Source organism: Streptomyces sp. L500 (assembly GCF_054551825.1).
On record NZ_JBTOLC010000022.1, the window covers coordinates 90490 to 103232 of the forward strand.

Sequence of the window (12743 nt, forward strand, 5' to 3'; positions counted from 1 at the left end):
CGGATTGACGTGCGGACACCCGTTGATCATTCTGACCGGATGACAGCACAGCCGAGCACGACGGACCTCCTCGGAGCCGCCCTGGGCGTACGCGAGGCCGCGCGCCACGCCGTGCGGGGGAAGGGCGACGCGGACGCCGTCCTGACGGCGCTGTCCGCGCTGATCGACCACGACCACGCGGCGCTGTCCCGCTGGGACCCGCTGCTCCGCCGCCATGTGACGCTGGCCGGCAGCTATCCGGCGGGCACCACCCGCTACATCGAGACCCGGCTGCACGACGATCCGGCCTTCGCGCTCATCCGGCACGCGCCGGGCACGACGAGCTGGTGGCACGACGTGCCCGCACCGGTGCGCGGGGCCTCCACCGGGTTCCAGGAGGTCCTCGAACCCCTGGGCGTCCAGGACGGCGTGGCCCAGTGCCTGTTCTCCGCCGACGGCCGGTACGTGGGCATCCTCAACCTCAGCACCACCCGGGCCCGGTGCGACCAGCCGGCCGTCCGGGCCGTGCTGACCCTGCTGGGCGAGTGCCTCGCGGCCGTCGCCGACCCGCTCGCCGGGCACCGCTCCCAGGGGCCCGGCGGCTCCGGCCACACCTGCGCCGTGCTCCTGCCGGACGCCGACGGCGCGGGGGAAGCCACGCCGGTGCCGTTGAGCGGGGAGCCGCTGCCCGGCCTCACCGAGGCCGGCTCCCCGCTCGTGGCCCTGCTGCGGCGGACGGCCGCGCGGCGCACCCTGCCGGCCACGGTGCTGGTGCCGTACCGGCAGCGGATGCTCGAACTGCACCTGACCCGTCAAGGGGACCGCACGGTCGTCGTGTGCCGCACGGTCGCCCGCCCGGCGGCACTCTCCCCGCGCGAGCTGGAAGTGCTGGCCGAACTCACCCAAGGGCGCACCAACCGCGAGATCGCCGACCGTCTGTACGTCAGTCCGCGCACCGTCGCCACCCACATCGAGCACATCCTCGCCAAGCTCGACGTCCCCAACCGCGTGGCGGCCGCGGGCCGGGCCGTGGCCTGGGGCCTCGAACCGGCCCCCTGACCGGAACGGCACAAGGCCGCGGCCTCCGCTTCCCGTGGGAACACAGGGAGCGGAGGCCACGGCCTTGTGGACCGCGTCGGCGGTCCGCCGGATCAGGCCAGCGGGGCCGGGTAGGTGGGGTACTCCACCCCGGAGACGTGCTGGACGACGCGGATGACCTGGCAGGAGTAGCCGAACTCGTTGTCGTACCAGAGGTAGAGGATCGCGTTGTCGCCGTCGACCTTCGTGGCGCCGGCGTCGACGATCGACGCGTGGCGCGAGCCGATGAAGTCGCTGGAGACCGCGTCCGGAGCCGTGGTGAAGTCGATCTGGCGCTTGAGCGGCGAGGTCAGCGAGACGTTGCGGAGGTAGTCGAGGACCTCCTCGCGGGTGGTCTCACGGCCCAGTCGCAGGCTGAGGATCGCTATCGAGACGTCCGGGACCGGGACGCGGATCGAGCTGCCGGTGATCGGCGCCTTGAGGTCCGGCAGGGCCTTGGCGACGGCGGAGGCGGCGCCGGTCTCCGTGATGACCATGTTCAGCGGCGCCGAGCGGCCGCGGCGGTCGGCCTTGTGGTAGTTGTCCAGCAGGTTCTGGTCGTTGGTGAACGAGTGGACGGTCTCCACGTGGCCGCGCAGCACACCGTACTCGTCGTCCATCGCCTTCAGCGGCGGGACGATCGCGTTGGTGGTGCAGGACGCGCAGGACAGGATCTGCTCGTCCGGCTTGATCGTGTCGTGGTTGACGCCGTGGACGATGTTGGGGACGTCGCCCTTGCCCGGCGCGGTCAGGACGACCTTGTCGATGCCGGGGCGCAGGTGCTTCGACAGGCCCTCGCGGTCGCGCCACTTGCCGGTGTTGTCGATGAGGATGGCGTCCTTGATGCCGTACGCCGTGTAGTCGACCTCGGACGGGTCGTTGGCGTAGATCACCTTGATCGCGTTGCCGTTGGCGACGATCGTGCTGTTCGCCTCGTCGACGGTGATCGTGCCCTGGAACTGGCCGTGGATGGAGTCGCGCCGCAGCAGCGAGGCGCGCTTCACGATGTCCTGCTCGCCGCCCTGGCGGACGACGATGGCGCGCAGCCGCAGGCCGTTGCCCGAGCCGGCCTTCTCGATCAGGAGCCGGGCGACGAGGCGGCCGATGCGGCCGAAGCCGTAGAGGACGACGTCGCGTCCCTGGCGGCACTCGATCTTGTTGTCGCCCGTGGCCCCGGCGACGGCCTCGGCGGTGAACGCCTCCACCGACAGGCCGCGGTCGTCGGTCCGGTACGTCGCGGCCAGCATGCCGATGTCGATCTGGGAGGGACCGAGATCGAGGGTGGTGAGAGCCTGCAGGAAGGGCAGCGTCTCGGTGACCGAGAGCTCCTCCCCGGCGATCTGCCGGGCGAATCGGTGGGTCTTGAGGATGCTGACCACCGACTTGTTCACCAGGGAGCGGCTGTGCACCAGAACGGTGACGTCCCGCTCGCGGTGCAGCTTCCCGATGATGGGGATCATCGACTCCGCGATCTCCTCGCGGTTCTTCCAGTTTGTGAACGAGTCGTCGTTGACAGTCACAGGCTTCTCTTTCGAGCTAGGAGGCGCTCACATGCTATCCCGATGCTCTTTCGATCCTTCAAGGGGTCTCCGGTGGGAGATGTGCCACTCTTCGCGGCCGGTTTCCCTTCGATTCGCTGGCGTCATCGCCCCCAGATCCTCCGGTAGGCCTCCCGGTACCCCCGTGGATCCCAGGATGTGGCGCTGTCGCTGTTCGTCGCCGTGGCGATGTGGACGGGCGCGACATAGCCGCTGGCGGGGGCGCCGGAGAAGGCGCGGTTGAACTCGTCGACGGCCTGCCAGCCCTGCTGGGAGAGCGGCTCGGGCACGGTGGCCGCCTGGAACTGCCGGCTCTCGATCCGCTCGAAGGCGGAGGGGTCGCCGTCGCCCGCGCCGATGTTGTACGGGGCGCCGCCGCCCCTCCTGCGGGCCGCGCGGAGGGCCGGGGCGGCGTCGGCGAAGTAGACGTCGTTGATGGCGACGGAGTGGGTCCAGTCGTCCCCGAAGCGGGCGAGGAGCGAGGAGACCTCCTGGGGGGTGCGGCTGCTCGTGTCCGGCAGGGGGATGTTCTCCTCCGCCAGCAGCCGGACCCCGGGGCAGGTGGCGAGCCGCTCCTTGACGAGGTCGGACTTGTGCCGGGCGAAGGGGATGGAGGCGTCCGTGAACACGACGACCCCCGCGGCGCCACCGGAGTGGTCGATCACCCAGTCCGCGCTGATCCTGGCGACGTCCTCGACCCTGGTGGTGACGTTGGTGAAGAGCCGTGGACGTTCGCTCGGGCCGGGCGTGGCGACCGCGTGCCAGCCGACGAGCGGGATCCGCGCGGCCTCGGCCCGCGCCACCTGGCGAGAGGTCAGCCGGGGGTCGAAGCCGCCGACGACGATCCCCGAGGGGCGCAGGGTGACGGCCTGGCTGAACGCCGCCTGGATGCCGGACGGGGTGCCCTGGCCGTCGATCACCCGCACGGTCCAGCCGATGACGCGCGCGGCGTCCCGTACGCCCGCGACGGTGCCGGCGACGCCGGGGTTGGTCATGGACTGCGCCACGTACACGAGGGACTTGCCGGGAACCGCCCGGGGCCCCGTGGTGGGGCCGCTCCGGGCAGGATCGGCCGTCCGGGCCCGGCGGACGGCAGCCCCGGCCCGGGCCAGGGCGCCCGGACAGCCGGCCGTCGCCGTCCTCGGGGGCGGCGGGGGCGCGGGACGGGCGGAGGAACCCCGCTCGCAGCCGGCCAGCGCGGCGAGCAGCAGGACGAGCGCCACGGCCGTTCCGGTCGTCCCGCCGCGCGCGCCCCTCACGGAGCGACCCCGGACGGTTCGGCGCGGCGGCGGCGCAGCTGGCGGCGCGCGGCGTAGCCCGCCACGCCGACGGCGACGAGCAGGGTGCCGCCGTTGAACAGCGGCGTGACCCAGAAGCGGGCGCCGAGCTGGCCGATGCCGGCGAGACCGACGGCGAGGACGGTGACGGCGACGAGCGTGCCCAGGGCGTTGGCCCGGCCGGGCCGGATGGCGGTGGAGCCGAGCAGCGCGCCGACGAAGGCGGGCAGCAGGTAGTCCATGCCGACGCTGGGGTTGCCGATCTGCTGCTGCGCGGCCAGCAGGACCCCGGCGCCGCCGACGACCACGCCCGAGACGGTGAAGGCGTGGATGACGAAGCGCCGCGAGGGGATGCCCACGAGCTCGGCCGCGCGGGGGTTGGAGCCGATGACGTACAGGTACCGGCCCAGGGGGAGCCGCTCCAGGAGCAGCCACAGGACGGCGGTGAGCGCGAGGACGTAGAAGGCGGGGACGGGCAGGCCCAGGAACCGGGAGTCGTAGAGGTCGGTGAAGGCGGCCGGTAGGCCGTGCGGGCCGGGCACGACCCGGGCGCCGTCGGTGATCCAGCCGGTGACGGCGTACATGACGCTGCCGGTGCCGAGGGTGGCGATGAACGAGTCGATCCTCGCGTATTCGACGACGACGCCGTTGACGGCGCCGACGGCCGCGCCGCCGAGGACCACCACGAGGCAGGCCAGTGGCCAGGGCCACCCGTGGGTGACGATCAGCCGCATCGTCATGACGTGCGCGAGGCCGAGGCCGTAGCCGATGGACAGGTCGAACCGGCCGGCGGCGATGGGGATCGTCGCGCCGAGCGCGAGGGCGGCGGGGATGGACTGGTTGGACAGGATGGCGGAGATGTTGTCGAGGGTGGGGAAGGTGTCCGGCAGGGCGAGGGAGAAGACGATGAACAGCAGGACGGTGAGGGTCAGGAGGCCGTAGGCGCCGAGGAGGTGCCCGAGGTGCCCGAGGTCCCCGAGACGGCCGGCCAGGATCCGCCGGCCCGGGCCCGGCGGGGTCACTCCGGCGCCCCGGTGGCGCGGTTCCCGCCCGTGCCCCCGCCGTTGTCTCCGCCGGGGTCGCCGGTGAGCGGTGGCATGGCCGAGGCGGCGCGGGTGAGCGCGGCGGCGGTCAGGGCCGCTCCGGCCGGCTCCGCCGTCACGGCCCCGCGCACGAGGACGAGGGCCCGGTGGCACACGTCGGCGACCTCCTCGAAGTCGCTGGAGACGAGCAGCACGGCCAGCCCGCCGGCCAGCGCCTCCCGGAGCAGCCGGTGGACCGCCGCCTTGGCGCCGACGTCCACCCCGGCCGTCGGCTCCTCCAGGACCAGCAGGGTCCGGGGCAGCCGCAGCCACCGGCCGAGCATGACCTTCTGCTGGTTCCCGCCCGACAGGGTGGCGATCGGTCGTTCGCTGTCCCGGGGCCGCACCGAGAAGCGTTCGATCAGCGCGACGGCCTCGGCGCGCTCGGGGCCGGGGCTGATCCAGTGGGTGCCCGGCGTCCCGCCCGCCCGGGGGTTGGCCAGGAAGTTCTCCCGTACGGACAGGTCGGGGGCGCAGCCCTCGCCCTGCCGGTCGCTGCTGACGAAGCCGACGCCGGCGGCGACGGCGTGGGCGACGGTGTCCGGGTGGTAGGGCCGGCCGGCCAGCAGCATCCGGCCGCCGAGGACCGGCCGCGCCCCGGCGAGGGCACGGCCCAGGGTGGTGTGCCCGGCGCCGGTGAGCCCCACGAGGCCGAGGGCCTCGCCGGCGCGCAGCCGCAGGGTCACGGGCGCGGTGTCCTCCGTCCGGACGCCGTCGACATCGAGGACGACCGGCCCGGTGGCGGGCGCGGGGGCGTGGTGGCGGCCGGGGTCGTGGCCCACGACGTCGTGCACCAGCCGGTGGGTGGGGTAGCCGGCGACCGGGCCGTGGCTGACGACGCGGCCGTCGCGCAGGACGGCGAAGGTGTCGGCGACCTCCCGCACCTCGTCCAGCCGGTGGGTGACGAGGACGACGCCGTGGCCGCGGTCGCGCAAGGCGCGCAGGACGGTGAAGAGCCGCGCGCGGTCCGCCGCCGGGAGGCTGGCGGTCGGCTCGTCCAGGACGATCAGCGCGGCCCGGACGGACAGGGCGCGGGCGATGGCCACCAGGGAGCGTTCCGCCCGGGTGAGGTCGGCGACGGCGGCGTCCGGGTCGAGGTGCGCGGCGACGACGGCGAGGGCCTCGGCGCACCGCCGGCGGACGCGCCGCCAGGAGATCAGTCCGGCGCGGCGCGGATAGCCGGTGCCCAGGGCGATGTTCTCGGCGACCGTCATCCATTCGACCAGGCCCAGGTCCTGGTGGATGAAGGACATGGCGCGGCGGGCCGCCTCGGTGCCCAGCGGGTGCCCGGCGACGGTCACTTCGCCGGCGTCCGGGTGGTGGACGCCCGCGAGCACCTTGATGAGCGTGGACTTCCCGGCGCCGTTGGGGCCGAGCAGGGCCAGGACGCCGCCGGCCGGGATGTCGAGGTCGACCGCGTCCAGCGCCAGGGTGCCGCCGAACCGCTTGCTGAGGCCGCGGATGCGGACGAGATACCGCATGTCCGACATGCTACGTCGCCCTTCGGCCCCGGCGCCGGATGGGCCGTCAGATCGCGGGGATGTCGTCGAAGGAGCCGAGGGACCCGAAGGGGTCCAGGGCGGCCCCGGCGGCTTCGCCGGCCTTCCCCGAGGGCATCTCCAGCGCGCACTCCGCCCAGATGACCTTGCCCTCGGCGGTGTAGCGGGTGCCCCAGGCCTGGGAGAGCCGCGCCACGAGGAACAGGCCCCGGCCGCCCTCGTCGGTGGTCGCGGCGTGGCGCAGGTGCGGGGCGGTGCTGCTGGTGTCGGACACCTCGCAGGTCAGGGTGCGGTCGTAGAGCAGCCGCACCTGGATGGGGCCGCTGCCGTACCGGACGGCGTTGGTGACCAGCTCGCTGAGCAGCAGCTCGATGTCGAAGCAGATCTCGTCCAGCCCCCACGCGGCCAGTCGCCGGGCGACCGCGGCGCGCACAGTGGAGACGAGCGCCGGGTCGGCGGGCAGGTCCCAGGTGGCGACGCGGTGCGGGTCGAGGGTGTGGGTGCGGGCGACGAGCAGGGCGATGTCGTCGGAGGGGTGCTCGGGGACGACGGCCTCCACGACGGCCCGGCAGGTCTCCTCGGGCGGCCGGTTGGGGTGGGCCAGGGCCCGGCGCAACTGCTCCAGGGCGGTGTCGAAGTCGCGGTCGCGGTCCTCGATGAGCCCGTCGGTGTAGAGGACCAGCTGGCTGCCCTCGGGCAGGTGGAACTCGGCTGTCTCGAAGGGCAGGCCGCCCAGCCCCAGGGGTGGTCCGGCGGGCAGGTCGGGGAAGGTGACGGTGCCGTCGGGGAGGACCAGCGCGGGCGGGCAGTGCCCGGCCCGGGCCATGCAGCACCGCTGCGAGGTGGGGTCGTAGATGACGTACAGACAGGTCGCGCCGATGATGCCGGTCATGCCGGAGAAGGGGTCGTCCCCGCACTCCTCCCGGTCGAGGCGCCCGACGAGGTTGTCGAGGTGGATGAGGACCTCGTCCGGGGGCAGGTCCAGCTCGGCGAAGTTGCGCGCGGCGGTGCGCAGTCGCCCCATGGTCGCGGCGGCGTGCAGCCCGTGGCCGACGACGTCCCCGACGACGAGGGCGACGCGGGCGCTGGAGAGGGGGATGACGTCGAACCAGTCGCCGCCGACGCCCGATTCGGCGGGCATGTAGCGGTGCGCGACCTCGACGGCGTTCTGCTCGGGGAAGCCCTGCGGCAGCAGGCTGTGCTGGAGGGCGAGGACCATGGCGTGCTCACGGGTGTAGCGGCGCGCGTTGTCGATGCAGATGGCGGCGCGGGTGGCCAGCTCCTGCGCGAGCGAACGATCGTCGTCCCCGAAGGGGGCGGGGTCGCGCGCGCGGTAGAAGCTCGCGATGCCCAGCGCGATGCCGCGGGCCAGGAGCGGCACGGTGATGAGGGAGTGGACGTTGTGGGCGAGGATGCGCTGGGCGTTCACGCGGCTCTGGGCGATCCACCCCGTGGCGGACCGCAGGTCGGGCTCCAGCACCGTCCGCCCGCTGGTCAGGCAGCGCAGTTGGGGCGTGGTCGGCTGGAGGTGGACCCGCTCGCCTTCGGGGTAGAAGGGGCAGTCGTCCCGGATGCCGTGCACCACGGTCCGGTGGAGGTCCCGGGTGGGGTCGGTGGGCTCGTCGCCGCGCAGCACGGCCTCGGGAAGGTCGATGGTGACGAAGTCGGCCAGGCGCGGCACGGCCATCTCGGCGAGCTCCCGGGCGGTGCGGCTCACGTCCAGGGTGGTGCCGATGCGGGTGCTGGCCTCGGACAGCAGCTCCAGGCGGCGCCGGGCCGCCACGGCGTACTTGCCCACCCCCGCCTCGCCCACGAGCACGAGCCCGCCGGATCCCGCGCCGTCGGGAGCGCCGTCAGGCGTGCCGGACGTCTGCGCCGCGGTGCCGGGCAGGTACGCCGTGGCGACGGCGCGGGCGGGCGACCGGGCATCGGCGAGCGGTACGGGCGCGGTGGGGGACGGGATGGCGCTGGCGATCTCGGTGGGGGTGGTGAGGCGCATGTCCGAGCTGGGCACGACCGCCTCGACGACGACGCCCTCCACGCCGGAGGAGCTCGTCACCGGGCGGCTCACCAGGGTGACCCGCCGGCCGCTGGGCAGGGCCACCTCGACGGCGGCCCGCTGGGCGGCGGAGATCAGCTCGGTGGCCCGTTCCTCCAGGACCATCCGGTCGCGCCGGTCCAGCCCGCTCGTGACGGGCCCGACCGGCCGGCCGTCGGCGGCCGGCAGCCGGCGCCGGATGTCGAGGTAGGCCTGGAGCAGGGAACGTTCGCGCGCCGAGCTCTGGTCCAGCAGCCGCTGCTCGATGGCGCCGGCCGCCTTGCCGATGACGATGTCCAGGGCCACGTCCACGTCCGTGTGCGGATAGCCCAGGCACAGCACCCCCTCGATGCGCCCGCTGAGCGGGTCCCGGACGGGTATCGCCGAGCACGCGTTGGCCTGGGAGCGTTCGGCGAAGTGCTCGGCGCCGTAGACGTGGATCAGCCGTCGCTCGGCCAGGGCCAGCCCGATGCCGTTGGTCCCCGCGAACCTCTCGTCGAACACGAAGCCGGGCACGGTCTGGATCGCGGGCAGCCGGCCGGCCATCGAGGCCTCGCCGAAGCGGCGCTGCAGCACGGCCCCGCGCCCGTCGGCGAGGCTCACGTTCACGCTCCGCCCCGCGAACCGCTCCCGCAGCCGGTCCATGACGGGCCCCGCCGCGCGGGCGAGACGGCCTTCGATGTCGAGGTCCTGGACGAAGGGGAGCTCACAGCCGTCCGGAGAGAGCCCCAGGGACACGGAACGCTGCCAGGAGTTCAGGATCGGGTCGCGGACGGCCGCCTCGACGGACTCGCCCCGGAGGAACTGGTCCCGGGCGAGCACAGGGCCGATGTCGTCCGCCATGAGCCCCATCCGGATCACCGCCCTCACTGGTGCGCCGATGTTCCATTTTAGAACTTTGTCCAGATGGCGGGAGTCAGAGCACCGCGACCGGGCTGACGGGCGAGCCCGTACCGCCCGGGACGTTCAGCGGGGCCACGACCAGCAGGAACGTATGGCGCCCCGCCGCCGCGCAGGCCGCCGAGAGCTCCTCCAGATCGAGGTTGTCCAGCAGCGGCACCCCCATCGCGGCAATGGCGAGGGCGTGCACCGGGGAGTGCACGCCCTCGACGGGCGACGGCCGGACGTCGCTGTCGCCGTCGCCGCCGAGCAGCGCGATGCCGCGCTCGGCCAGCAGGGGCACGGCGTCCACGTGCAGCCCCGCGCAGGCCGCGTCGGCGTCCCAGGGGCCGAGCTCCGCGCGCCTGCGGAACCGGCCGACGCGCACCAGCACCGCGTCGCCCTCGCCGATCCGCGCGCCGAGCGCCGCCTCGGCGGCGGCGAGGTCCGCCGCGCCCACGGCCTCCCCGGGCTCCAGCCAGGGCAGGCCCCGGACGGCCGGCAGATCCAGCAGGACGCCCCTCGTCACCAGCGGGCCGAGCGCCGAGACACCGCCGAAACGGGCGCCCGCCGCGCCGACGAGCTCCCGGGCGGCACCGCCGTCGTAGAGCCGCCCCCGATAGGCGATGTGGGACAGCGCGTCCAGGTGGCTGACGGCCTTGCCGTGGTAGTCGGCGCCCAGGAAGTCCTTGTGGGTGGCGGGCTCGGGGGCCTCGACGTCACCGAGGTCGGACATGTAGCGCAGCGCGGGCCTGGCGTTGTCCGGCCCCGACACGGTGTCCCACGGCCGTCCCATCGGCACCACGGTCCCGGACCGCACCAGGGACACCGCCCGCCGCACATGCTCGTTCGTCACCCGGTTCCAGGCCCCCCGGTCGGGCGCCTCCTCCCAGCGCCCCCACGCGCGGACCGCGTCGAAAAGCGCGTCGAACTCCTGGCGGGAGACCGTTCCGCTCATCCGCCACCCCTCCCTTCGGCCGCCGTGCGCTGGACGGCGACCAGGGCGGCGTCGTCGCCGAGGAAGCCCCCGGAATGGGCCAGCAGGTCCTCGCACAGATACCGCAGGAGCGCCTCGGGCCTGCCGCCCGGCCAGGACGCCAGGCGCTCGGCCAGCGGATAGAAGCGCCCGGCCGCGTCGCGCGCCTCCACGACCCCGTCCGTGTACAGCAGGACGAGATCGCCGGGTGCGAAGGCGAAGGACTCCACGGCGAAGCCGGTGGCGGAGAACTCGGCGAGCCCCAGCGGCAGCCCGGGCTGCTCCACCTCCAGCGCGCTGACCCGCCCGTCCCGCAGCAGCAGGGGAGGAGGATGCCCGCAGTTGACCATGCGCAGGTCCGGCCCGGTGTCGGGCACGTCCAGCACGGCCGCGGTGACGAACGCCTCCTCCCGGTGCGGCCGCTCCTCCCGTGCCCCGTCCGGGTCGCCGAGCCCGGAGGAGAGCGCGCCTTCCAGGTCGGCGACCAGCACCGGCAGCTCGGCCTGCCGGTGCGCGGCGGCCCGGAAGGCACCGAGCACCAGCGCGGCGTCACCGATGGCCTCCAGCCCTTTCCCGCGCACGTCCCCGATGACGAACCGGGTGCTCCGCGCCGTGCGCGCCACCGCGTACAGATCGCCGCCGATCCGCGCCTCCGCCTCGGCCGCGAGGTACACGGACCCGATGCGCAGCGGGCCCGCCCGCCGGGGCAACGGCCGCATCACCACGCCCTGGGTCGCCTCGGCGACCGATCTGAGCTGCGTCATCTCCCTCTCGTGCCGCTCACGCCGGTGGGCGAAGAGGGTGACGATCACCGAGATCAGGATCAGGGCGCTGATCTGGAGGGTGTGGTTGAGGTCGGTGAGGCTGGTGCGGACGACGGCGACGATCGACTGGGCCATGACGGCGATCACGCCGACGGCCGCCGTCAGTCGGGGGCCCGCGAAGGACGCCGTGATGGCGGGGGCGGCGACGAGGAAGGGGCCCAGGTGCACGGCGGGCGGGGCGAGGACGTCGACGACGGTGACGGCCACGATGATGATCAGCGGAACGGCGATCAGCGCCCGGCTCGGCCGCCCCGGCGATCGGGGCGTCCCGGGGACTCGCCGAAGGTGCATGGCTCCTGCTTACACCACCCGCCGCGGCCGCGCCCCCCGCCTGCTCAGGCGCGGTCGATGCGCGGGAAGACCGCGTCGTCGAGCACGATGCCGATGCCCACGGCGACGGGGATGGCGATGAGCGCCCCGACGATGCCCAGCAGCGCCCCGCCGACCACCACGGCCACGACCGTGACGATGGGGTGCACATTGACGGCGAAACTCATCGCCTTGGGCATGATCAGGTAGTCCTCGGCCAGCCGGAAGGCGATGTAGAAGCCCGCGGTGCCGAGCGCGACGGGGAAGGACACCGCCAGGGCGACGAGGCTGACGACGATGCCGCCGATGGTCGACCCCACGATCGGGATCATGTCCATCAGGGCGACGAAGACACCGAGCGCGGCCGGGTAGGGTACGTCCATCCCGGCGCACCAGGCGAACGTGGCGAGGCCCGCGATGGCGGACGTGACGACGTTGCCGAGCATGTACCGGCCGACCCGCAGCAGGATCTCCTCGGTCAGCTGGATCACGCCCGCCCTGCGGCTGAGCGGGACGAACCGGTAGGCGAACCGCTTCAGCTGCTCCATCCCGACCATGAAGTAGACGGTCATCACGATGACCAGCCCCGCGCCCGTCACCGCGCTGACGACGATGTGCCCGGCGCCCAGCAGCCCGCCCACCACCGTGGTGCCGAGGTGCGGCCCGAATTCCCGGCGGGCCCGGTCCAGCAGGTGGTAGCGCGCTTCCAGACGCCCGAGGAGCGAGCGGTGGTCGTGCAACTGCTCCACCCACTTCGGCGCCGCGTCGACGAGTGCGGACGCCTCCTCGGACACGGGCGGGATCACCATCGCGAGAAACCCCGCCAGCAGCACCAGCAGCCCGGCGACCGCGAGGGTGACCGCCCAGCCCCGGCGGATCCGTCGCCTGGTCATCCAGGCGATCACGGGTTCCAGGCTGATCGCCGCGAAGAGGGAGAGAAGGAGGAGGGTGAGGATGCCGCTGATGCGCAGGACGGTATCGAGGACCGTATAGGCCAGCGTCAGCCCCAGCCCCACGCCGAAGCCGGCCGTGAACCACGAAGACGTCGGCCGCACCCGCAGGCCTTGCCGCGGACCGTCGCTCGGCACATCCCGTCCTCTCTCCAGGGGTCGCGGCTCTACGTACCCCTTCGCGTGAGCGTGCGATCACATCGGGTGGGCGAATCGGGTGCCGGATGTGAGCCCGCCCATGAGAGCCGGCTCACATACGAAGCGGGGTAGTGGCGCGACACCGGCCCGATGCGGGAAATCCTGGCATTCGGTCTC

General features: G+C 73.7%; 9 protein-coding genes. 1 reads left to right on the forward strand and 8 read right to left on the reverse strand.

The genetic code is table 11. The features are described from left to right. Positions 1–39: 39 nt before the first annotated feature. Positions 40–1038, forward strand: coding sequence for a helix-turn-helix transcriptional regulator (locus ACX9I7_RS20770; protein ID WP_459388152.1), 999 nt, complete (start codon positions 40–42; stop codon positions 1036–1038). Positions 1039–1130: 92 nt separating this feature from the next. Here the strand turns inward: ACX9I7_RS20770 and ACX9I7_RS20775 are convergent, their stop codons facing one another. The 8 genes from ACX9I7_RS20775 to ACX9I7_RS20810 form a co-directional block, all read right to left on the reverse strand. Then, positions 1131–2576 (reverse strand): glyceraldehyde-3-phosphate dehydrogenase, encoded by a 1446-nt coding sequence (locus ACX9I7_RS20775; RefSeq protein ID WP_387570779.1) that lies wholly within the window; start codon positions 2574–2576, stop codon positions 1131–1133. A gap of 122 nt (positions 2577–2698) precedes the next feature. After that, positions 2699–3853, reverse strand: coding sequence for a substrate-binding domain-containing protein (locus ACX9I7_RS20780; protein WP_459388153.1), 1155 nt, complete (start codon positions 3851–3853; stop codon positions 2699–2701). Continuing rightward, a complete protein-coding gene (locus tag ACX9I7_RS20785; protein ID WP_459388154.1) occupies positions 3850–4893 on the reverse strand; it encodes an ABC transporter permease in 1044 nt (347 codons plus the stop codon). The genes ACX9I7_RS20780 and ACX9I7_RS20785 overlap by 4 nt, the downstream gene beginning before the upstream one ends. Beyond that, a complete protein-coding gene (locus tag ACX9I7_RS20790) occupies positions 4890–6434 on the reverse strand; it encodes a sugar ABC transporter ATP-binding protein (RefSeq protein WP_459388155.1) in 1545 nt (514 codons plus the stop codon). The genes ACX9I7_RS20785 and ACX9I7_RS20790 overlap by 4 nt, the downstream gene beginning before the upstream one ends. Before the next feature lie 46 nt (positions 6435–6480). After that, complete coding sequence (locus ACX9I7_RS20795; RefSeq protein WP_459388156.1) at positions 6481–9342, reverse strand: SpoIIE family protein phosphatase; 2862 nt, start codon at positions 9340–9342, stop codon at positions 6481–6483. Positions 9343–9406: 64 nt separating this feature from the next. Continuing rightward, positions 9407–10327 (reverse strand): cyclase family protein, encoded by a 921-nt coding sequence (locus ACX9I7_RS20800; RefSeq protein ID WP_459388157.1) that lies wholly within the window; start codon positions 10325–10327, stop codon positions 9407–9409. Then, the gene (locus ACX9I7_RS20805; protein ID WP_459388158.1) at positions 10324–11460 is read right to left on the reverse strand and encodes a PP2C family protein-serine/threonine phosphatase; all 1137 of its coding nucleotides are present in this window, start codon (positions 11458–11460) and stop codon (positions 10324–10326) included. Before ACX9I7_RS20805 ends, ACX9I7_RS20800 begins: the two co-directional genes overlap by 4 nt. A gap of 44 nt (positions 11461–11504) precedes the next feature. Further along, positions 11505–12533: an AI-2E family transporter gene (locus ACX9I7_RS20810; RefSeq protein ID WP_459388159.1), complete on the reverse strand. Its 1029-nt coding sequence runs from the start codon at positions 12531–12533 to the stop codon at positions 11505–11507. Positions 12534–12743 lie beyond the last annotated feature (210 nt).